Origin of the sequence: Pseudoxanthomonas wuyuanensis (assembly GCF_900215535.1) — a bacterium.
GTDB classification, from domain to species: Bacteria; Pseudomonadota; Gammaproteobacteria; order Xanthomonadales; family Xanthomonadaceae; genus Pseudoxanthomonas_A; species Pseudoxanthomonas_A wuyuanensis.
The window spans coordinates 311,873-331,919 of sequence record NZ_OCND01000003.1 but is presented as its reverse complement, the minus strand read 5'-3'; the positions used below and the strand labels follow the sequence as shown (position 1 = coordinate 331,919).

The following is a 20,047-nucleotide window of genomic DNA, read 5'->3' as shown; positions in this document are numbered from 1 at the left end:
GATGAGCCGGACACAACGCCAAACCGCGTCAGCCCGCGCTAGCGCCTTGCTCGGCGCCTGAAAAATCCACGCGACAGCTTGCGCGCTCAGCGCCGGTCGCGATCCAGCCAGCACGCCAGGCCTTGCGCGTTGAGCTCGATATCCATCTCCAGCACCCGCTGCACGCCGGCATCGTCCAGAGCGCAACCGTGCGCGCGCGCCCGTTCCAGGTACAGCGCGGCCAGCGCCGCAACCAGGCAGCGATGGCGGTCGGCCAGCCCGTCGCAGTTGCGCGCAATGGCGACCATGGCGTCTATCTGCTCGTACAGGTCCAGCGCCAGCTTGTCCGCATTCCCGACCGCGCCGTAGTGGGTCAGGTGCATCTTCTGTGGCGCATAGGCCAGCATCCGTCCGATCGAAGCCTTCAGCGCTTCGGGTTCGAACTGCACCGGCGAACTGGTTGGAATGACGAACGCGCCGCGTGCGCTGTCCAGTTCGCGGTAGGACAGTCCGAAGGTGTCGCCGGTGAACCAGCTACGGCTGCGCGCATCCCAGACGCAGTAGTGATGCCTGGCATGGCCGGGCGTATCGATGCACAGCAACTCGCGCCCGGCCAGCGACAGCCGGTGGCCGTCTTCGGCAATCACCACGCGCGATTCGGGCACCGGCAGGATCTCGCCATAGCTGCGGCCCATCTCCTCCTCGCCGTAGACCGCGGTAGCTCCGGCGATCAGCCGCGCCGGATCGATCATGTGCTGGGCGCCGCGCGGATGCACCACCAGCCTGGCATTCGGCAGTTGCGCCATCAGTGCGCCGGCGCCGCCGGCATGGTCCAGATGGACATGGGTGACCAGCAGCCAGTCGATCGCCGCCGGCGACAGACCCGCCGCCGCCAGCGCGGCGAGCAGCCGCGGCACCGAATGGGAAGTTCCGCAGTCGACGAATGCGCCACGGCCGTTCTCGACGATCAGATAGGCGGCATCGAAGCGGTCGCGGTGGAACGCGGTGTCGATGGTGTGGATGCCGTGATCGTCCATACGCTTGCAGGTTTGCGGCAATCGGCCATGGAGTGCCGATTCTACCGGCCTGCTGCCGCGTCCACGCTTGGGCTTTAGTCGCAAATCCGCCCATTTCGAATCGCTCGCTTCCTGTCGTCGGAGCGATGGCTCTCAACAGCCGAATGGCCGGTCAAGTCGCGACTGGAAATCCGGACAACAGGGAAGCCGGTAAGTTCGCCATCCGGACGCGCTTCGGCGCGCACTTCATCGTGCGTGCCTGGGCGGCTATCGGGGCGCCATCGCGATCGGCGTCGCTCCTACAGGACAGCTCTGCTGATCAACGCCGCCCCAGCCACCAGGTCCGCAAAGGCACCGCTACCGTCATTGCCATCAGGAAGGCGCCGTAGGCGACCAAGCTGGCCAGCACCTGCCGCCAGATGGCGCCGCTGCCGGCGTCCAGCGCGCCAAGCGCATAGCCCCAGGACATGCCCGCAACGCTCAGCGCAAACGCGACCAGCAGCGCCAGCGTGTCGAAGACGCGGCGCTGGCGGCCGCGCGGCTGACGGGGAAACGACCAGAACAGCGTGCCCAGCAACAGGAACCACGGCAGAAACAGCACGAGCGCCAGATACGGCACGACTCAGGCCTCGGCCTCGCGCAGCCGCGTCAGCGCCTCCAGCACCTGTACGGCCGGCGCGTGCAGGACGATCTCCGGCGTCTCCATCGCATCGGCGCTGTCGACCTGCTTCAGCACCGCGATCAGCTGGCCGGCATCCTTAGGCGAATCGAACCCTTCGCTCTGTATCAGCAGTTCGCCTTCGCCATCGAGCAGCTTGAAGTAGAAACGCCCATCGGCTTTTTCCCGGTACTGCTTGAACTGCGGCAGCGATGCCTTGGCCGATTCGGCGACCACCGATTCGCTGCGCTGCCCCAGGTCGCGCAGGCCCACCGCATTGCGCAGCTCGGCGATGAACGGGACCGCGTACTTCGCGCGCAGGCGCTGCGCGCCGTCGCGCAGGATGCCTTCGATTTCGGCCGGCCTGGCAATCAGCGCTTCGTACTTTTCGCGCAACGGCGCCACTTCGGCATCGATGCGCTCGAACAGCTGCTGCTTTGCGTCGCCCCAACCGATGCCCTCGGCAAAAGCCTGGCGCATCGCAGCGGTTTCCTCGGCCGAGGCGAATGCGCGGTACAGCTGGAAGACGTGCGAGGCATCGGCATCCTTGGCTTCGCCCGGCGCGCGCGAATCGGTGACGATGGCGGCGATCAGCTTCTTCAGCTCGTTGCGCGGGGCGAACAGCGGGATGGTGTTGTCGTAGCTCTTGCTCATCTTGCGCCCGTCCAGGCCGGGCAGCGTGGCGACATGCTCCTCGATCACCACTTCCGGCAAGCTGAAGTAGTCCTTGCCGAACAGGTGGTTGAAACGCTGGCCGAAGTCGCGCGCCATTTCGATGTGCTGGATCTGGTCGCGCCCCACCGGCACCTGGTTGGCGTTGAAGATCAGGATGTCGGCGGCCATCAGCACCGGGTACATGAAAAGCCCCGCGCTGATGCCGGCGTCATCGTCCTCGCCGTCGGCGCGGTTCTTGTCCACCGCCGCCTTGTAGGCATGGGCGCGGTTGAGGATGCCCTTGCCGGCCACGCAGGTCAGCAGCCAGGTCAGCTCCGGAATCTCCGGGATATCGCTCTGCCGGTAGAACCACACCTTGTCCGGCTCCAACCCGCAGGCCAGCCAGGTGGCGGCGATTTCCAGCGTCGAGCGCTGCACGCGGGCCGGATCCTGCACCTTGATCAGCGCATGGTAGTCGGCCAGGAAGTAGAAGCTCTCCACGCCGTCGCGGTGGCTGGCGGCCACCGCCGGGCGGATCGCGCCCACGTAGTTGCCCAGGTGCGGGGTGCCGGAAGTGGTGATGCCTGTAAGAACGCGGGTGGTCATTCAAGAAGCTCTGGACGGATTCGGTTTGGTTACGGCGGCGCTCGGGCCGCCGGATGCGGAGCAAGCCGGGACGACGGCTCATTCGGAACTTTTCCGCCTTGGGCAGGACCGGAAAGCCTGAACGCCGCAAGTTTAACCGCTGTCAGGTTCAACCCCGCTGCCGCCGCCGGCGCGTTTCCATCGCCAACTTCCCTGAGGAGACGCCACCATGTTCCGCACGATCCTGTCGATGGCCGCCATTCTGCTGGCGCTTGCCGCAGCCGGACCAGCCTCCGCCGGGCCGCTGGTCGATGTCGCGGTGGTCGACCGCGACAGCGGCCAATGGCTGCCGCAATACCCGCACCGGCGCGATACCTGGGTGGCCGGGCGCCCCGGCCACCGCTACGCCGTGCGTCTGACCAACACCAGCGGACAGCGCGTGCTGGTGGTGCTGTCGGTGGACGGCGTCAACGCGATCACCGGCCAGACCGCCGATCCCGGCCAGGCCGGCTACGTGCTGGGGCCGTGGGAAAGCGCGGAAATCACCGGCTGGCGCAAATCGCTGAGCGATGTGGCGCAGTTCGTCTTCACCGACCTGGGCGACAGCTATGCGGCGCGAACCGGCCGGCCGGACAACGTCGGCGTGATCGGTGTGGCGGTGTTCGAGGAAGCGCGCCCGCGCCATTACCATTACCCGCCTTCGCCGCCGCCAATAGCCCGCGGCGGCGAGGACGGTCGGCGCCAGCAGAACGAGCGCAGCGCTACCGCTCCCGCCGCCACCGACGCCATCGCCGAAAAGTCGCTCGGGCGGCAGAGCATCGGTACCGGACATGGCCAACGGGAATGGTCCCCGGTGGGCCAGACCGGATTCGTGCGCGCGACCCGCAGCCCGAGCCAGATCACCCAGTTGCGCTACGACGCCCATCATCGGCTGGTGGCGCTGGGCGTGATACCGCATCGCTATCGCCATTTCCGCTTCCACGACCGGCCGGATGCCTTTCCCGGCGGCTTCGTCGCCGACCCGCCGGGCGGCTATCGCTGAATCCGCGGGGGCGAGCGCAGGAACGGCAACGGGCCGCGGAGGCGGCCCGTTGAGTCCGGATGAACGATGCGGTCAGGGCAAGCCCGGCCCTAGTTCTTCTTCATTTCCGAGCGCAGGCTGCGCTCGAAGTCCTGCACCTCGGTATGGGCATGGTCGCGATCCCATCCATAGCGTTCCCGCAGGCGGCCTTCCAGGTATTCGGCGTTGCCTTGCGCCACCTTGAAGTCGTCGTCGGTCAGATCGCCCCACTTGGCCTGAATCTTGCCCTTGAGCTGCTTCCAGTTGCCGGCAATGATGTCCTGGTTCATGGCGTTACCTCGTGCTGTCGCGGCAACAGATGCCGCGTGCGCAAGTGTCCTCCCGTCCGCGTTCAGCGGCCGTCGCGCCACCGTCAACGCGGCATTAGGGCAGGCTGAATCGGCATGGCCCAACCGCACCCGGAAAAGCGCAAAGGCCGGTTTCCCGGCCTTTGCGCTGGCGATGCATCGCGGCTGCGAATCACTTGCCCGACGCGTCTTCGACCTTCTCGCCGACTTTCTGCACGTCCTTGCCGAAACCGCTGACGGTATTGCAACCGGAAAGCACGGCCATGGACAACGCAGCGATCAACAACAATGACATCAGGCGCTTCATCACGCGACTCCTTCATGCATGGGTTATCGGTACCAGGGAAGAGGCCGGCAACCGGCGCGTTTCCCCCTGAATACGAGTCTGATTAGACCATGCTGCACGCCGGCTGACCATTCGGCAGACGCGCGAAAGGGCCGTAGACCGGCCCTTTCGCTGCGTCCCCGGCGGGAACGTCCGGTTCAAAAGCAACCGGTGGTCAGCACTTGCCGTCCTTGCAGTCCTCCGCCTTGTCCTCGACCTTTTCGCCGACCTTCTGGACGTCCTTGCCGGCGCCGGCCATCGTGTTGCAGCCGGACAGCACGGCAGTGGAAAACAGCGCCACCAACAGCATCGCCATCAAACGTTTCATGTTCGCCTCCTCATGATGATTGGGCGGCAATCCGGGTGCGGCGCCAGGGGGCGCCCGATTGCGGCTTGAGTCGACCTTAGCTGGTCGGGCCGTTCAAGGCGGGTGAAGTCCGCGCGGCGCCGTTCAGTTTCCAATCAGTCGCGCATCAGGGTGGACTTGCCGAACAGGCTTTCCACCAGGTCCACGGTCAGCTTGGCGGTACGGTTGCGGCGATCCAGCACCGGGTTCAGTTCGACGATGTCCAGCGAGCCCATGCGGCCGCTGTCGGCAATCATCTCCATCACCAGTTGCGCCTCGCGGTAGTTCGGCCCGCCCGGTACGGTCGTGCCCACGCCCGGCGCAATGCTGGGGTCGAGGAAATCGACATCGAAACTGACATGCAGGTGGGTGTCCTCGCCGACGCCTTCCAGCGCCGCCTCCATCGTCCGTTTCATGCCGACCTCATCGATGTAGCGCATGTCGTAGACGTCGATGGCGTGATCCTTGATGAGCTTCTTCTCTTCCGGATCCACCGAACGGATGCCGATCTGGCGCACCATCGCCGGGGTGATGGCGGGCGCGTCGCCGCCCAGCCTGGTCAGTTCGTCCGGACCGATGCCGCACAGGCACGCCACCGGCATGCCGTGGATGTTGCCGGACGGCGTGACCTGGCTGGTGTTGAAATCCGAGTGCGCGTCCAGCCACAGCACCCGCAGCCGCTTGCCGGTTTCGCGGCAATGGCGGGCGATGGCGGTGATCGAGCCGATCGCCAGGCAATGGTCGCCGCCCAGCATGATCGGCAACCGGCCCTTGCCCAGCTCGGCGCCGGTGGCTTCCATCAATGCGCGGTTCCATGCGACCACTTCGTCCAGGTGGCGGTAGCCGGCGACCGGATCGGTCCATGGGTTGCGCGGCCCCTCGACATTGCCGACATCGACCACGTCCACCCCGCGCGCCGCCAGCGCTTCGCCCAGGCCGGCGATACGCAAGGCATCCGGCCCCATCCGTGCGCCACGGTGGCCGGCACCGACATCGGTCGGCACGCCAATCAGGGATACAGGCGGAAATATTCGGCTCATCGGCCACCACATGCTTTGTTTCGGGGCGATGAGTCTAGACGGGTTTGCGTTTCCGGCCTGTGGCAGCGCAACAGCGGCGGCGGCGCGACGGCGCAGAACCTCCGGCATTGAGCGCTGCCAGGGCGTTCCCCAGAGCCGCAGGCGGGATCAAAGCGGTGGTGCCGGCAGCAGGAATCGAACCCGCGACCTACTGATTACAAATCAGTTGCTCTACCAACTGAGCTATGCCGGCAAGATGGGCGAACGCTTCAGGCCGCCCGCTGCGGATTCTACCGCAGCCGCGCGCAATCCAGCGGCACCGATTGCGCGCTCGCAGCCAACCGGCGCAGTTGCGCGGCGTCTGCGGACCCGTCCAGCGCGACGTCCAGCCACCATTGGGGCGCCGCGTCGCGGCCAATCGGCAGCAACTGCGCCGCAAAACCGGCAGCGCGCAGCGACTCCTGCCGGCGCAGCGCGGCTTCGCGGCTGCGGTAGCGGCCCAGGGCGATGCTGTTGGCTTCCTCGCCATTGTTGATGACCAGGAAATCGTCGAAACCGGCCGCGCCAATCCGTTGCGCGACGGCCTGTGCGGCTTCACGGCTTTCCGCGGCCGGCATCAGTACGCGGTAGCCGCTGGCGCCGGCAGCCGGCAGCGTCCGCGGTTTGGCGACCTGGACGTGACCCTTCAGACGTTCTGCGGCGGCGACGGCCAGACCGGCCTCGGCGAACGGCCCCAGGCTGAAGCACTGCGCTGGCGGCGGCGCAGGCGGTAGCACCGCCGCTGCGGCCGGCGAACCGGCCGTGGATACCGGTTCGGCAGCCGCGGTTGGAGTGCTGTCGGCAACGGCGGGGACGGGGACAACGGGTCGCCCAGGCGCGGCCGGCTCCGGCTCCGGCTCCGGCGCCGGGTCCTGGACAAGCTGCAGTTGCGCCACGCCGGACGGCAGCGCAGGAGGTTGCGGCGGCAACGGTGCCGGCCGGGTCATCCACCACAGCGCGACGCCCAGGTTCAAAACGGCCAGCAGGACGATCAGGACGCGAATCAGCATGCGGCGATTCTAGAGCGTGTTATGAACTTTGGGTGGGGCGCGAGACCCACTACCGCCGCGGGCCGGGAATACCGGCCAGCGCCCATTGCGCCAGCCCCTCCAGCACCAGCGATGGCGCAGAATCGGCATCGGGCAGATGCGGCGACAACGCGTCGGCGCCGCCGCCATGCAGCAGCAACGCCGGCACCTGCCCCAGTAGCGATGCGGCCCGGTCGCGGCTGCGTTCGATCAATGCCACCGCCGCACCGTCGCAGCCCGAGGCCAGCGCGTCTTCGGTGTCGTCGGCGAATTCCCGGTACCGGCCACCCTGTGCAGGCAGCTGCGCCGCCGCGCGCTGCAGCGCTTCGCGCATCAAGCGCGGCGAAGGGGCGATGCGTCCCCCCAGGTGGCGGCCATCGGCGTCCAGCAGATCCACGGTCACCGCAGTGCCGACGCCGACGATCAGCTGCGGCCGGGCCGCCCGCGCATGCGCGGCCACCAGCGCAAGAAAGCGGTCCACGCCCAGCCGCGCCGGCTCCGCGTAGGCGATGCGGACGCCGGCGAACCGCGGTTGGGTGCGGGCGACGGAAATCCGCTGGAATCGTGCGGTCAGCACCTCCAGCACGCCGGCGCTCAGCGCCGGCGACGCCACGCTGGCCAGGCATGCCGAACCGGACGCCTGGTGGGCGTCCAGATGCCGGCGCAGCGCATCGACGAATGCCGCCTGGTCGTGGCCGAAGGCGGTGGCCTCTTCCAACCCGCCGCCGTGCCGCATCCGCGCGCACTTGAGCCGGGTGTTTCCCAAGTCGAACAACCAGTGGCTCATTGCGCCCTCACGCTGATTTCCCCGGCATGCACCGACTGCACGATGCCATCGATGCGCACCCGCAAGGCGCCATCTTCAGCAATGCCCTCGGCGATGCCGGAGCGGTGCTGCTGTTCCGAGATTACCCGGACCTGGCGGCCGGCCAACGCATCCAGCGCGGCAAAACGCGGCAGGAACGGCGCCAGCCCTTCGCGATCGAACAGCGCCAGCGCCGGCAGCAGGTGCTCCAGCACCGCCGCCGCGATGCGATTGCGCGAAGGCGGCAACGCAGTCAGCGCGGCAATGTCGACCCACGGCTGCGCGATCGCGGCAGCGGCGGTCGATGGCATGCGCACGTTCAAGCCCAGACCGATCACCGCCCGCACCGGGCCGCCGTGTTCGCCGCCGCCTTCGATCAGCAGTCCACCCAGCTTGCGGTCGGCCACGACCAGATCGTTGGGCCATTTGAGCCGCACCGCAGCGACGCCCTGCGCCTGCAACGCTTCGGCCGCCGCGACACCGGCGACCAGGCTCAATCCGCCCAGCCTCGCCAGTCCGCCGGAGAACTGCCGCGCCAGCGACAGGTAAAGGTTGCCGGCCAACGGCGAGGCCCAGGTACGCCCGCGGCGGCCGCGGCCACCGGTTTGCTGTTCGGCCATCAGAGCCGCCACGCCCTGTGCCGGTGTGGGCCGCCGCAACAGTTCGCTGTTGGTCGAATCCAGCGCCCAGGCGCATTCCAGCGTTGCGATCTGCGGGCGCAGCCGGGCCGGCAGTTCTTCCTCGATGCGCGCGGCATCCAGCAGTTCCACCGGTTCGCTCAGGGCATAGCCGCGGCCGGGCCGCGCGTCGATGGCGATGCCGGCGTCGCGCAGGGCCTGGATGCGCTTCCACACCGCGGCCCGGGTCTGGCCGCCCGCGCGCGCCAGCGCATCGCCGGATACCGGGCCGGCGATCAGCCGCTGCAGCAGCTCGCGGTCATTGCCCATCGCTGCCCTGCTCATCGGCGGCGGCACCGCCGGCGCAAGCTGGCCTGGTTGCGGCCGGCCCAGCGTGGGCCGCGGGAAGCCGCCATGGGCGGAGAATCACTTTCGGACAACGGGCGGGGAGCGGACATGCATCAATTATGCGCGAGATGCGGGCGCCGCCTGGCCGGATGCCCCGGGGCGCAGATGCTGCGATGCGGTAAACCCCGGTGCCGCGGCATCGGTTCGTCGCGATTCCAGGACGCTTCGGCCCGGCGGACGCAGCCATTAATGCCGCCGGTGCGGTTTCCGGCTATATTCGTCCGGCTTTCCGCCCGTGTGCCTTCACCGACAGGAGTCCCCGATGTTGCGCGCCCTGCCAATCCTGCTGCTGCTGTGGACCTGCGTGGCCGCCGCCCAGAACGGGCGCACTCCGGTGCCCGACAACTCGACCAGTTGCCAGGAACTGGTGGAAAAATCCACCGAGGCCGGCCTGCAGCAAAGCGACCGGCCGCGTACCGCGGCGGTACGCAACAAATACGCGCAGCCGGCACCGCCGGCGAACACGGCGGCACCGGTACGCGGCGGCGGCGACGATGACGATGCGCCGATGACCCGGCCGCGTGCGCCGAAATGGCACAGCTTCCTGCCGGGCATGTTCCGGTAGAGGGTGTCATGGACGTCGCATCCCATCCCAAAGCCGCCAACGTCCGCTAAGCAGTGCTGGGGCTGTTCCGACGTTTCCGCAACGCCGCCGACGCCATCGATCCGCAACGCTGGCAGCAGGTGCTGGCTTCCGCACCCTGGTTCTCCGCGCTGGACGACGTGCGCGCGGCGCGGCTGCGCGAGTTGAGCGCGCGCTTCCTGCAGCAGAAAACCATTACCCCGCTCGCCGGACTTGAGCTGGACGCCGGCCAGCGGCTGCAATTGGCGGCGCTGTGCTGCCTGCCGCTTCTTGAATTCGGCGCAGCCGGACTGCGCGGCTGGTCGCAGCTGATCGTCTATCCGGATGCGTTCCGCGTGCACCGCAGCCATACCGATGCCGCCGGCGTGTTGCACGAGTGGGAAGACGAACTGTCCGGCGAGTCCTGGGGCGCGGGGCCGCTGATTCTTTCCTGGGCCGATGTGCAGGCGGACCTGGCCGAACCCGACGCCGGTTTCTGCGTGGCCGTGCACGAGATGGCGCACAAGCTGGATGCGCTGGATGGCGAAATGGATGGCACGCCGCCGTTGCCGCATGCCTGGCAGCGGCAGTGGGCGCACGATTTCCAGCGCAGCTACGACGCGTTCTGCGCCACGGTAGATGCCGGCGATGACACCGCCATCGATCCGTATGCGGCCGAAGCCCCGGAAGAGTTTTTCGCGGTCGTCACCGAATACCACTTCTCGGCGCCGCGGCTGTTGAAGCAGGCCATGCCGGATGTGGCCGCGCATCTGCGCCGCTTCTACGGCCCGCCGCCGCTGCTGTAGCCTGCGCTTACAGCCCGGGCGGCAGGGTGACCTGGAAATGCGCGCCGCCCAGTTCCTGCGAGCGCCGGACCTGCAGCTCGCCGCGGTATTCGCGCACCAGATCCTGCACCGTGGCCAGGCCGATACCATGGCCCTGCACGCGTTCGTCGCCGCGTACGCCACGCTGCAGGATATGCACCACGTCTTCTTCGGCAATGCCCGGGCCATCGTCCTCGACCGACAGCAGCAGGCCGGCGCGGCGGTTGGCGATCACCCGGCCCGGCTTGACCGTCAGCAGCACCCGCGAACGCGCCCACTTGAAGGCGTTCTCCAGCAGGTTGCCCAGCAGTTCCAGCAGATCGCCCGGTTCGCCGTAGAAGCGCGCCGCCGGGTCGAGGTCGAACTCGCACAGCACGCCCTTGGCCGCGTAGACCTTTTCAAGCCCGCGCACGATCTCCTCGGCGTGCGGTTCGATCGCCACCGGCGCGGAGAACAGCTTGTGGCCGCTGGAAGCCGCGCGCGCCAGCTGATAGGACACCAGGCCGTTCATGCGCTTGAGCTGCGCGTCCAGTTCCTGCCGCAGCGCCGCGTCGTCCGCGCCGCTGTCCATCTGCGTGCGCAATACCGCCAGCGGCGTCTTCAGGCTGTGCGCCAGGTCGGCCAGCGTATTGCGCTGGCGATCCAGGTTTTCCCGCTCGCTGTCGATGAAGGCATTGATGCTGTCGGTCAGCGGCTGCAGTTCGACCGGATGGCGTTCGCTCATGCCGGGCGCTTCGCCGGCCTGCACGCGGGTCAGTTCGGCGATCACGCGCTTGAGCGGGCGCAGGCTCCAGCGCAGCACCAGCATCTGCAGCAACAACAGGAATACCCCGGCGCTGCCCAGATAGACCCACAGGGCGCCGCGGAAAACGCGAATCTGCGAGGTCAGCGACATCGCATCTTCCAGTACGTAGATGGTGTACGGAAATTCCTCGTCCGGACCGAGTTCGGCATAGACGAAACCCACGCCGTAGCGGTAGGCGCGGTTCTGGCTGCCGTCGGCGCGGCGGAAATCGACCGCGTCGAACGCTTCCTCAAGCGGCCCCAGCATGGGCGACTGCGGCAGTTCCGGCCCCAGCGTCGAATTCGAGCCCCAGGTGCTGTCGGGCATCACCACCTGCGCGTACAGGCCGCTGTCGGGCATGTCCAGGCGCGGATCAGGCGGATCGTAGGGCGGCACCAGCAAGCCGTTGCGGGTGAACTCGATGCCGTCGACGTACTTCAGCGCGTACGCCTTCAGCCGCTGCCGCAGGTTGTCTTCGGCGGTGGCGACGAAGGCGCTGTCCAGGGCGTAGCCGGCCAAGGCCAGAAACGCCAGCAGGCCGATGCTGGCCGCAAGCAGCTGGCGGGCGCGCAGCGAACGCGGACGCCAGCCGTCGAACCTGACCCGGCCGCCGGCGCTGGACGGCTCCGCGTCCCTGGCGCGGGCCATCAGTCCTCGTTGTTGCGCGGGATCGCGAACCGGTAGCCACGGCCGCGAACGGTCTCGATGGGCTTGAGTTCGCTTTCCGGATCCAGCTTCTTGCGCAGGCGGCCGATGAAGACTTCCAGCACGTTGGAATCGCGGTCGAAATCCTGCTGGTAGATGTGCTCGGTCAGGTCGGCCTTGGAGACCAGTTCGCCGGCATGCATCATCAGATATTCCAGCACCTTGTATTCGTAGCTGGTCAGGTCGACATTGCTGCCGTTGACGCTGACCGTCTGCGCGGCCAGGTCCAGCGCCACCGGGCCGCATTCCAGCGTGGGCTTGCTCCAGCCGGCGGCGCGGCGCAGCAGCGCGTTGACACGCGCCAGCAGCTCTTCGACATGGAACGGCTTGACCAGGTAGTCGTCGGCGCCCTGCTTCAGGCCCTCGACCTTGTCCTGCCAGCTGGACCGCGCGGTCAGGATCAGCACCGGGAACTTCTTGCCCTCATCGCGCAGCGCCTTGATCAGCTCCATGCCCGACATCTTGGGCAGGCCCAGGTCGATGATGCCGACATCGAACGGCACCTCCCGGCCCATGTACAAACCTTCTTCGCCGTCCTGGGCGGCGTCGACCGCGAAACCTTCGCGCTTGAGGCGTGCGGCCAGGGTTTCGCGCAGGGGGGCTTCGTCTTCGACCAGCAAGATACGCATGGACTCTCCTTGGAAATGCGGGCGGCCGTGGCCGCGAGTGCTTACGAACCGATTCTACGTAAGACTACGGGTTGGAAGGGTTATCGCCGCGTGCAGGCGGCTCACTGGGAATATCCCGGCGCGGACGCGACGGCGCCTGCCGGCGCGACTGGTCCGCCTCTTCCCGGTAACGCACGCGGCCGCGATCGTCGTAGTACTTGACCCGGTTGATGTCGCGACCGTCGAACTGCATGCGCTCGGCGCTCAGCACCTGTCCACCGGTCTCGTTTCTGACCCGGCGCACCGAATCGGACAACGAGTTATGCCGGCTGGCGCGCGACTCCGGAATCATCGGGCGGGCGCTCTGCGGCGGCGGTGGCGGCTGGTCAGCCTGCTGCGCAAAGGCAGCGCCTGCGGCAAGCGAGGCCAGCAGGGCAAACCCAATTGAGAAATGGATACAGCGCATAACGGAATCGTAACGGATATCGGTGTCCCAAACTGAACGGGAGCCGAAACGCCCTCTGAAGATGGACCCAAAGTCTTGGCTTGGGGCAGTGAATCCGGTCTGAACTTATCCACAACTCGATGCGGCTTGTTCAGATAGATGACTACTCAGAAAACCTCGGCCACACAACACCTTAGCGAGCCTCCGCCGGCCTCGATGGCATCCAGCCGGACCTCGCGGACGCAGAGTCCCGCCGCGGCCAGCTGCTGCCGGCTGGCTGCGGTCAGGGCGTGCGCCGCGTGGGCGCTCATCCATAGCGAATCTTCGCGCAACGCGATGGCATTGCCGGCGAAGGCGGCCTGTTCTCCATCGGAAAGCATCAGCGCATGCGGCGCGTACAGCCCGGCGATTGCCACGGGGACGGCCGGGTCGGCGAAACCCGCCGCGCAGATCAGCGCGGCGCGTCCGGCCAGCACCGCCAGCAGCACGTTGCTGTGGTATTCGCCGGCGGCCAGATCGAACATCAGCGTGGCGCGCAGGCCGAAGGCTTCGTGCATGCGCTGCGCGCCGGCCTGGTCGCAGCGCTCCGACAGCCCACAATAACCCAGCCCGCGCGCGCGGTCGATCACCAGCGCGCCGGTCAACTCGCACGGGTGCGGCTGCGTGGACAGATCGATTTCCCGATAGCCCAACAGATTGTGAAAGAAGCCGCGGATATCGCTGCGCTGCGCTTCGCGCTGGCGCACCTCATGGCGCATGCGGCCGACGATCAACCGCCCCGGCGCGGTGGCGAAGACATTGTTCGGAAACACCGCGTCGGGCGTTTCGGCGCGTCCCGGAAAACAGAACACCGGCAACTCCGTCGCCAGCGCCGCATGCAACTGGCGGTGCTGGCGCAGCGCGGCTTCGGCGTCGAAGTGCTGTTGCGCCTGCATGTAACGATTGTCCTGGGCCGATTGCTCGGCGCGGGCGAACCCTTCCGGCGTCACCAGGAACGCCGCACGCGCGGTCGCCGGCCCGAAATCCGCGCCGACCTCCCGCGCGAACCGCATGAAGGCCTCGATGTCGCGGGTCAACATGCCGGACTCAGGCCGCTGCCGGCCGCGACTGCGACCCGGTAGCCGCCAGCGCCTGCTCCACCAGCGCCCAGTCGGCGCCGGGTTTGTGCGCGCCTTCGCTGAGAATCTGCCGGAACATCCTGCCACCCGGCTGCCCATGGAACAGGCCCAGCACATGCTTGGTGATGTGCTTGAGCGCCACCCCGGCGGCAAGGCGGTTTTCGGCATAGGGCCGGAAGCTGCGCAGCAGCTCGCTGCGCGAGCGCAGCGCGGTGTCCCACAGCGCATGTTCCAGCTGATGCAGCAGGTACGGGTCGTGATAGGCCGCGCGGCCCAGCATCACGCCATCGGTGTGCTGCAGATGGACGTGTACATCGGCAAGGGTGGCGATGCCGCCGTTAATGGCCACGGTCAGCTGCGGGCACTCGCGCTTGAGCCGGTAGGCCCAGTCGTAGCGCAGCGGCGGCACCTCGCGGTTTTCCTTCGGCGACAGTCCCTGCAGCCAGGCGTTGCGCGCATGCACGAAGAACGTGCGGCAGCCCGCCGCCGCGACGGTATCGACAAAGGCGCGGAAGCGCTCGTAGTCGTTTTCCTCGTCCACGCCCAGGCGGCACTTGATCGTCACCGGGACAGGCCGCCCGGAACCGGCAACCGCAGCGATCATCGCCGCCACATTGTCGGCCACCAGCGCCGGCTCCTTCATCAGGCAGGCACCGAAACGCCCGGCCTGCACCCGGTCGGACGGACAGCCGACATTGAGATTGATCTCGTCATAACCCCACTCCTGGCCAATGCGCGCCGCCTGCGCCAGCAACGCCGGTTCGCTGCCGCCCAGTTGCAGGGCGACCGGATGCTCGCTGCCGTCGAAACCCAGCAACCGGTCGCGATCGCCGTGGATCACCGCCTGCGCATGCACCATCTCGGTGTACAGCCGTGCATGCCGCGACAACAGTCGATGGAAGACCCGGCAGTGCGAATCGGTCCAATCCATCATCGGCGCGACGGATAAGGTGTTTTCGTTGTATTTCAATTGTTTATCCATTAAAGCAATCGCATGATAGTGCATCAAGCAGAGTGGTGTGCGCACTGGGTTCGCCCGGCTTGGCCCCCCACGACGGAATCAGCGCACGCATGCAGCACGCCTGAATGGCGACGGTTCCGCAGCTTCGGGTAACCGCTGGTGGCCCGGGCCCGACGCAAACAATCGTTCCTGTGGCAGCGGGCCGTCGCTACCCGAGCGGATTGTGCGGAAGCTTCTACCCTAATCCAAGGCCTGGGTACCGAGCACTTGATTGCCGATAAAGGCAATGACAGCCACGCCAAGAACCTGCCTCTTTCCTCACCGCCGCGCAGATTCGCAGTTTGGTCCTTTGGCCCAGGATCTTGTGACGACAGAGCCGCGGCCGAAAAGAGAAGACCATGCCGTTCAAAAAAAGCCGCAAAGCCGGCTGTGAACGGTGGGCAGGAGGAAAAAGACGCTGCAACGCGGCATCGAAACCGAATTGTCATATGGAAGCTTTAGCGTCTTCCAGTTCGGGGATGGGGGCCGGAAGCGATACAGATGATTTTCGACAGGCAGGGACCATCCGGCGGAGAATCGGGGTCTGAAGGCAGCGCGATGGATGATCTTGCCCGCACCCGATGGTTCATGCAGCGCGTCCTGCCGCACGAGCCTGCGTTGCGCGCATGGCTGGGGCGCCGCCACGCTCCAGCCTTTGATGTAGATGATCTCATCCAAGAAAGCTACGCCATCCTTGCTGAGCGCGAAGATCTGGACGACATCCTCAATCCGCGCGCCTATCTGTTCCAGGTCGCGCAATCGCTGGTGGTGAGGAATATCCGCCGTGCACAGGTGGTTTCGATCCATTCGATCGAAGACCTGGGTCAAGTCGAGTTCGCTGACGAAGGCGCGACGCCGGAACGAGCTGCCTTGGATCGAGATGAGCTGCGGCGGTTGGCCTCGTTGATCTCCGCCATGCCTGGACAGGCTCGGGAAGCCTTCGTTCTCCGCCGCGTCCATGACCTGCCGCAGCGTGAGATCGCCGAGCGCATGGGCTTGGCCGAGAGTACTGTCGAGAAGCACATTGCCCGCGGCATACGCTGGCTGGGAGAATGGATGGCCAGTGGCGGAAGCCTGCCCGTCCAAACCTCTAGGGGAATGGAACGGGAAAAACAGCGGGCCGATGAGCGAACGAGAAACTAGCAAGGATATTGAGCAGGCGGCGGCAGAGTGGTTGGCGCGGGTGGATCGTGCGCCTCTGTCGGCGGAAGAATCCGCGGATCTGGAATGCTGGCTGGCTGGCGATGCACGCCGTCGCGGTGCATGGGTTCGGGCCAAAGCGCTGTGGATGCGGGCGGAAACGTTGCGCGGTCACGGCCAGTTGCACGAGTTGCCCGTATCGGTATGTCGCGTGGCAGTGCGGCCGCCCGCAAGGTCATCGCGCCGGAATGCGCGTAGGCATGAAGTATTGCGGTGGAGTGGCGCAGTTGCAGCCTCTGCGCTGCTGGTAGCATTCCTGTTCGTCAGCATTCCAGCGCCGACGGCCTATGCGACGGCCAAAGGCGAAATGCGCCGGGTGCCGTTGGCCGATGGCTCCACACTCACGCTGAACACCGAGAGCAAGGTTAAGGTCTATGACGAGCGCGGCCGCCTTCGGGTAAAAGTGGTGCGCGGCGAAGTGTTCATCGAGGCAGCGGCCGGCGACGAACCGTTGATGATCGAGATCGATGGGCGGCACCTTGACGCACACGCAGCAGCTTTCGTCGTCCGGAAACTCGATGATCAGCCAGCGCAAGTGGTGGTTCAGGATGGCAACGTTGAAATCCCCGGCGGCAACGCGGCTACTAACTTGACGCCCAACACACGCTTGTTGGTGCAGGGGAAACCCGGAGAAGTCGCGACCGTACCGCTGTCCGCGGACGACTTGCGACGTGAACTGGCTTGGCGCGAGGGCAAGATCGCATTTCAGGGCGAGACCTTGGCCGATGCCGCGCGCAGTTTCTCCCGGTACAGCGACACTCGCCTGATCATTGCCGACACGAAACTGGCCAATGAACCGGTGGCGGGCCTGTTCGCCACCAGCAACCCCGCCGGCTTCGCCCGCGCCGTTGCCGCCGCGTTTGATGCGCAAGTAAGGCAGCAGGACAACGAGGTGATCATCAGTCGGGAGTGACTAGGGCGTGTCATCCATTGGGGATCCGCCCTAGGCAGTTGACGCTGCCTCGTCGTCGGTCCGCTACGCCCATGAATTTTTCGTGACAAGTGGCGGAAACGGTACGCGCCGCTGCTCTATTGGGATGACGCCCCATTTTCGGGGAACTACCCAAGAGCAGCGAAATGATACGACCGAAGAAACTCCTCCTGGCCAGCGCCGTGATGCTCGCATTGGTTTCCGCGCCGCAGGCCATGGCGCAACAGCGCAGCTTCGACGTGCCGGCTCAGCCGGCGGTGAACGCGATCCCCGAATTTGCACGCCAGGCCGGCGTACAGATAGTCGCGCCCGCCGGTTCACTGCAGGGCGTCGACACGCCGGCGGTCAGCGGCGAAATGGATGTGCGTGAAGCCCTGAAGAAACTCCTGGAGGGCACCACGCTGGAAATCCAGTCCGATGACGGCAACATCATTACCTTGCGCGACAAATCCGCCACCCGGACCGCGACCGCGGCGGCGCCAGCCGCGCAGGCCATCGACCTGGAGACCATCGAAGTGACTGGCAGCTACGCCGGCAGCCTGAGCGAGCAATCGCGGTTCAAGCGCTACGCCGACAACGTGGTCGATGTGATCGCCGCCGAGGACATTGGCAAGCTGCCGGCGCAGAACGTCGCCGAAGCGCTGCAGCGCGTGACCGGCGTGGCCATCACCCGCGACCGCGGCGAAGGCGTGTACGTGCGCGTGCGCGGCCTCGGCCCCAACTTCCAGATCACCACGCTCAACGGCCAGACCATGGCGGTCAACGAGAATGTGCGCACCTCCGGCCAGACCGGTCGCCAGTTCCGTTACGACACGCTGCCTGCCGAGCTGGTGTCGGGCCTGGAAGTGATCAAGAGCCCGAGCGCGAACCTCGACGAAGGCGCGATCGGCGGCATCGTCAACGTACGCACGTTCAAGCCTCTGCAACTGGGCAAGACCATGTTCAGCGGCTCGTTGGAGAACAGCCACCCCGAACTGGCCGACGAGAACGATCCGCGCGTGTCAGGGCTGTTCAACTGGGTCAGCGCCGACAACACCTTCGGTTTCCTGGTCTCGGCGGCGCATTCGATCCGCCACACCCGCCAGGACCGCGTTAACGAGGTCGGCTGGAACGCGCCCACGGACAGCGTGCCTTACTACGTGATGACTTCCTTCCGCCCGACCCTGGAACTGGAGAAGCGCGAACGCACCGGCGTGAGCGCCGCGTTCCAGTGGCGCCCGACCGACCGCTTCGACCTCAACCTGGACCTGTTCTACGCCCGGCAGAAGGTCAACTACGACGAATACGCGCTGGGCATCAGCAACCTGGGCTACGCGACCATGAACGACGTCCAGACCAGCAACGGCGCGGTCACCTCGTTCAGCACCGACGTAGCGGAAATCCAGATCGGCCGCGAGACCTCCGGCATCACCGACGAGAACAAGGCCGCCAACCTCAACGGCAAGTGGATCGGCGACTTGTGGACGTTCTCCGGCACAGCCTTCCGCTCCACCGCCGATAGCTGGGACTCCGACCCGATCCGCCGCACCCGCTTCATCACCGGCAAGGACACCAGCATCAGCGTGGTCGTCCCCATCGCCTCCGGCGACAACGTGCCCAGCCTGAGCTTCGCCAGCTACGACCCGACCGATGCCGGCGGCACCCCCGGCCGCCGCCTGGAATTCCGCACGATCGACGTGGTCGACAAGGAGTCGGCGTTGCAGTTCGACGCCGACCGCGCGCTCGACAGCAGCTTCTTCCGCAACCTGAAGGCCGGCGTGAAGTATCGCGAGCGTTCGCGCGACTACCAGCGCCGCGATCCGAGCAACAAGACCTCCGGCATCGCCGGCGTCTACTTCGATGACAGCCACTTCACCTCGCTGCCGGTGAGCGATTTCCTGTCCGGCGCCAACGGCAGCCTGCCGAACTCGTGGCTGGCGCCGATCGAGGACCCGTTCTGGGCCGGTTGGCCGACCGATGCCGACTTCGACGCGATGCCCAAGGCCGGCGACCTGCAGAACTCGTACACGATCGACGAGGAAATCACCTCCGGCTACCTGATGACCGACTTCGACCATGACCTGGCAGGGCGCCCGCTGCGCGGCAACGTCGGCGTGCGCCTGTCGCGTACCAGGTCGGCCTCCGACGGCCACTCCGTCGTCGACGGTGCCACCACTCCGGTGCATTTCGAGAAGGACTACACCAACGTGCTGCCCTCGCTGAACGCGGCCTGGGACCTGCGCGACGACATGGTCCTGCGCGGCGCCGCGGCCAAGGTCATCACCCGCCCCGACCTGACCGACATGTCGCCAAAGCTGACCTTCAACTCCGGCACCACCCTGACCGCCAGCGGCGGCAACCCGAACCTGGACCCGTACGAAGCCTGGCAGTACGACCTGAGCTGGGAGTGGTACATCGACAAGACCTCGGCGCTGACCGCCGGACTGTTCTACAAGGACATCTCCAGCTTCATCCAGACCCAGAAGTCGTATTTCGACTACCAGGGCCAGACCTACCTGCTCTCGGCCAAGACCAACGGCAGCCAGGCCAGCGTCAAGGGTGCGGAATTGGCCTGGCAGCAAGTATTCGCCGGCCTTCCGGCGCCGCTGGACGGCCTGGGCATGCAGCTCAACTACACCTGGACCGACAGCGAGGCCGAGTACCACGACGGCGATGAGACCTTCACCGACGCGCTGGAAGGCGTGGCCAAGAACAGCTACAACGCCACCCTGTTCTACGAGAAGGGTCCGTTCGCCGCACGCGTCAGCTACAGCTGGCTCGACGACGTGGTCAACTCGGTCGGCAATGCCGGTCTGGCCACGCTCAACAGCGACGACTTCGGCAGCCTCGACGCCAGCGTGTCGTGGAAGGTCAGCGACCAATTGAGCGTGTTCGCCAACGCGATCAACCTGACCGGCGAAGTGCAGCGCCAGTACGTCGGCAACCACCTGTTCGGCGGTTACACCGACTACGGTCGCACCTGGTCGCTCGGCCTGCGCGCGCGGTTCTGAACCGTCGCGGCGTGTTCTGCGGGAGCGGCATCG

Annotated in this window: 21 protein-coding genes and 1 tRNA gene; 6 read left to right on the top strand and 16 right to left on the bottom strand. The window is 66.6% G+C overall.

The annotated features are described in order from the left end of the window. Positions 1–86 precede the first annotated feature (86 nt). From CRO39_RS09030 to CRO39_RS09020, 3 genes are all read right to left on the bottom strand, one after another. Positions 87–1,016 (bottom strand): MBL fold metallo-hydrolase, encoded by a 930-nt coding sequence (locus CRO39_RS09030; RefSeq protein ID WP_097121558.1) that lies wholly within the window; start codon positions 1,014–1,016, stop codon positions 87–89. Positions 1,017–1,314: 298 nt separating this feature from the next. Continuing rightward, on the bottom strand, positions 1,315–1,614 hold the full coding sequence (locus CRO39_RS09025; RefSeq protein WP_097121557.1) for a hypothetical protein: 300 nt from the start codon (positions 1,612–1,614) through the stop codon (positions 1,315–1,317). Positions 1,615–1,617: 3 nt separating this feature from the next. Then, positions 1,618–2,913, bottom strand: coding sequence for a tryptophan--tRNA ligase (locus CRO39_RS09020; protein ID WP_097121556.1), 1,296 nt, complete (start codon positions 2,911–2,913; stop codon positions 1,618–1,620). A gap of 208 nt (positions 2,914–3,121) precedes the next feature. Here CRO39_RS09020 and CRO39_RS09015 point away from each other — a divergent pair, with 208 nt between their 5' ends. Beyond that, a complete protein-coding gene (locus tag CRO39_RS09015; protein ID WP_097121555.1) occupies positions 3,122–3,934 on the top strand; it encodes a hypothetical protein in 813 nt (270 codons plus the stop codon). A gap of 89 nt (positions 3,935–4,023) precedes the next feature. Here CRO39_RS09015 and CRO39_RS09010 read toward each other — a convergent pair whose 3' ends face one another. From CRO39_RS09010 to birA, 8 genes are all read right to left on the bottom strand, one after another. After that, the gene (locus tag CRO39_RS09010) at positions 4,024–4,242 is read right to left on the bottom strand and encodes a CsbD family protein (protein WP_097121554.1); all 219 of its coding nucleotides are present in this window, start codon (positions 4,240–4,242) and stop codon (positions 4,024–4,026) included. A gap of 190 nt (positions 4,243–4,432) precedes the next feature. Further along, positions 4,433–4,567: an entericidin A/B family lipoprotein gene (locus CRO39_RS09005; RefSeq protein WP_097121553.1), complete on the bottom strand. Its 135-nt coding sequence runs from the start codon at positions 4,565–4,567 to the stop codon at positions 4,433–4,435. 193 nt (positions 4,568–4,760) lie between these two features. Continuing rightward, positions 4,761–4,913 (bottom strand): entericidin A/B family lipoprotein, encoded by a 153-nt coding sequence (locus CRO39_RS09000; RefSeq protein ID WP_097121552.1) that lies wholly within the window; start codon positions 4,911–4,913, stop codon positions 4,761–4,763. Positions 4,914–5,047: 134 nt separating this feature from the next. After that, positions 5,048–5,971, bottom strand: a complete 924-nt coding sequence (rocF, locus tag CRO39_RS08995; protein ID WP_097121551.1) for an arginase — start codon at positions 5,969–5,971, stop codon at positions 5,048–5,050. A gap of 156 nt (positions 5,972–6,127) precedes the next feature. Further along, positions 6,128–6,203 (bottom strand) — tRNA-Thr (locus CRO39_RS08990). Between the two features lie 37 nt (positions 6,204–6,240). Further along, a complete protein-coding gene (locus CRO39_RS08985) occupies positions 6,241–6,999 on the bottom strand; it encodes an SPOR domain-containing protein (RefSeq protein WP_097121550.1) in 759 nt (252 codons plus the stop codon). Between the two features lie 49 nt (positions 7,000–7,048). Beyond that, positions 7,049–7,804 carry a type III pantothenate kinase gene (locus CRO39_RS08980; protein ID WP_097121549.1) on the bottom strand — a complete coding sequence of 252 codons (756 nt, stop codon included), beginning with the start codon at positions 7,802–7,804 and terminating at the stop codon, positions 7,049–7,051. Then, entirely contained in the window at positions 7,801–8,784 is a 984-nt protein-coding gene (gene birA, locus CRO39_RS08975) for a bifunctional biotin--[acetyl-CoA-carboxylase] ligase/biotin operon repressor BirA (protein WP_162125934.1), read from the bottom strand. Before birA ends, CRO39_RS08980 begins: the two co-directional genes overlap by 4 nt. Positions 8,785–9,109: 325 nt before the next feature. Between birA and CRO39_RS08970 the strand changes: the two genes are divergently transcribed. After that, positions 9,110–9,412 carry a hypothetical protein gene (locus tag CRO39_RS08970; protein WP_097121547.1) on the top strand — a complete coding sequence of 101 codons (303 nt, stop codon included), beginning with the start codon at positions 9,110–9,112 and terminating at the stop codon, positions 9,410–9,412. A gap of 53 nt (positions 9,413–9,465) precedes the next feature. Next, a complete protein-coding gene (locus CRO39_RS08965; protein WP_338015740.1) occupies positions 9,466–10,215 on the top strand; it encodes a M90 family metallopeptidase in 750 nt (249 codons plus the stop codon). A gap of 7 nt (positions 10,216–10,222) precedes the next feature. Here CRO39_RS08965 and CRO39_RS08960 read toward each other — a convergent pair whose 3' ends face one another. From CRO39_RS08960 to dusA, 5 genes are all read right to left on the bottom strand, one after another. Beyond that, complete coding sequence (locus tag CRO39_RS08960; protein WP_097121546.1) at positions 10,223–11,665, bottom strand: sensor histidine kinase; 1,443 nt, start codon at positions 11,663–11,665, stop codon at positions 10,223–10,225. Beyond that, positions 11,665–12,351, bottom strand: coding sequence for a response regulator transcription factor (locus CRO39_RS08955; RefSeq protein WP_097121545.1), 687 nt, complete (start codon positions 12,349–12,351; stop codon positions 11,665–11,667). The genes CRO39_RS08960 and CRO39_RS08955 overlap by 1 nt, the downstream gene beginning before the upstream one ends. A gap of 64 nt (positions 12,352–12,415) precedes the next feature. Then, positions 12,416–12,796, bottom strand: coding sequence for a hypothetical protein (locus tag CRO39_RS08950; protein WP_238394722.1), 381 nt, complete (start codon positions 12,794–12,796; stop codon positions 12,416–12,418). Positions 12,797–12,942: 146 nt separating this feature from the next. Continuing rightward, a complete protein-coding gene (locus tag CRO39_RS08945) occupies positions 12,943–13,854 on the bottom strand; it encodes an arginine deiminase-related protein (RefSeq protein ID WP_097121544.1) in 912 nt (303 codons plus the stop codon). 7 nt (positions 13,855–13,861) lie between these two features. Beyond that, on the bottom strand, positions 13,862–14,875 hold the full coding sequence (gene dusA, locus CRO39_RS08940) for a tRNA dihydrouridine(20/20a) synthase DusA (RefSeq protein ID WP_244904257.1): 1,014 nt from the start codon (positions 14,873–14,875) through the stop codon (positions 13,862–13,864). A gap of 519 nt (positions 14,876–15,394) precedes the next feature. Between dusA and CRO39_RS08935 the strand changes: the two genes are divergently transcribed. The 3 genes from CRO39_RS08935 (at position 15,395) to CRO39_RS08925 (ending at position 20,014) form a co-directional block, all read left to right on the top strand. Beyond that, a complete protein-coding gene (locus tag CRO39_RS08935; RefSeq protein WP_202926350.1) occupies positions 15,395–16,036 on the top strand; it encodes an RNA polymerase sigma factor in 642 nt (213 codons plus the stop codon). After that, complete coding sequence (locus CRO39_RS08930) at positions 16,017–17,006, top strand: FecR family protein (protein WP_097121541.1); 990 nt, start codon at positions 16,017–16,019, stop codon at positions 17,004–17,006. Before CRO39_RS08935 ends, CRO39_RS08930 begins: the two co-directional genes overlap by 20 nt. 203 nt (positions 17,007–17,209) lie before the next feature. Continuing rightward, entirely contained in the window at positions 17,210–20,014 is a 2,805-nt protein-coding gene (locus tag CRO39_RS08925; protein WP_097121540.1) for a TonB-dependent receptor, read from the top strand. The last annotated feature ends 33 nt before the right edge of the window (positions 20,015–20,047 follow it).

Bases quoted from the DNA above. Each gene is read 5' to 3' on its own strand.
- CRO39_RS08925 (WP_097121540.1), top strand. From the start codon at position 17,210: ATGCTCGCATTGGTTTCCGCGCCGCAGGCCATGGCGCAACAGCGCAGC.
- CRO39_RS08955 (WP_097121545.1), bottom strand. From the start codon at position 12,351: ATGCGTATCTTGCTGGTCGAAGACGAAGCCCCCCTGCGCGAAACCCTG.
- CRO39_RS09020 (WP_097121556.1), bottom strand. From the start codon at position 2,913: ATGACCACCCGCGTTCTTACAGGCATCACCACTTCCGGCACCCCGCAC.
- CRO39_RS08950 (WP_238394722.1), bottom strand. From the start codon at position 12,796: ATGCGCTGTATCCATTTCTCAATTGGGTTTGCCCTGCTGGCCTCGCTT.
- CRO39_RS09015 (WP_097121555.1), top strand. From the start codon at position 3,122: ATGTTCCGCACGATCCTGTCGATGGCCGCCATTCTGCTGGCGCTTGCC.
- CRO39_RS08980 (WP_097121549.1), bottom strand. From the start codon at position 7,804: ATGAGCCACTGGTTGTTCGACTTGGGAAACACCCGGCTCAAGTGCGCG.
- CRO39_RS08970 (WP_097121547.1), top strand. From the start codon at position 9,110: ATGTTGCGCGCCCTGCCAATCCTGCTGCTGCTGTGGACCTGCGTGGCC.
- CRO39_RS08985 (WP_097121550.1), bottom strand. From the start codon at position 6,999: ATGCTGATTCGCGTCCTGATCGTCCTGCTGGCCGTTTTGAACCTGGGC.
- dusA (WP_244904257.1), bottom strand. From the start codon at position 14,875: ATGGATAAACAATTGAAATACAACGAAAACACCTTATCCGTCGCGCCG.
- CRO39_RS08930 (WP_097121541.1), top strand. From the start codon at position 16,017: ATGAGCGAACGAGAAACTAGCAAGGATATTGAGCAGGCGGCGGCAGAG.
- rocF (WP_097121551.1), bottom strand. From the start codon at position 5,971: ATGAGCCGAATATTTCCGCCTGTATCCCTGATTGGCGTGCCGACCGAT.
- CRO39_RS09005 (WP_097121553.1), bottom strand. From the start codon at position 4,567: ATGAAGCGCCTGATGTCATTGTTGTTGATCGCTGCGTTGTCCATGGCC.
- CRO39_RS09000 (WP_097121552.1), bottom strand. From the start codon at position 4,913: ATGAAACGTTTGATGGCGATGCTGTTGGTGGCGCTGTTTTCCACTGCC.
- CRO39_RS08960 (WP_097121546.1), bottom strand. From the start codon at position 11,665: ATGGCCCGCGCCAGGGACGCGGAGCCGTCCAGCGCCGGCGGCCGGGTC.
- CRO39_RS09010 (WP_097121554.1), bottom strand. From the start codon at position 4,242: ATGAACCAGGACATCATTGCCGGCAACTGGAAGCAGCTCAAGGGCAAG.
- CRO39_RS09030 (WP_097121558.1), bottom strand. From the start codon at position 1,016: ATGGACGATCACGGCATCCACACCATCGACACCGCGTTCCACCGCGAC.
- birA (WP_162125934.1), bottom strand. From the start codon at position 8,784: ATGAGCAGGGCAGCGATGGGCAATGACCGCGAGCTGCTGCAGCGGCTG.
- CRO39_RS08935 (WP_202926350.1), top strand. From the start codon at position 15,395: ATGATTTTCGACAGGCAGGGACCATCCGGCGGAGAATCGGGGTCTGAA.
- CRO39_RS08945 (WP_097121544.1), bottom strand. From the start codon at position 13,854: ATGTTGACCCGCGACATCGAGGCCTTCATGCGGTTCGCGCGGGAGGTC.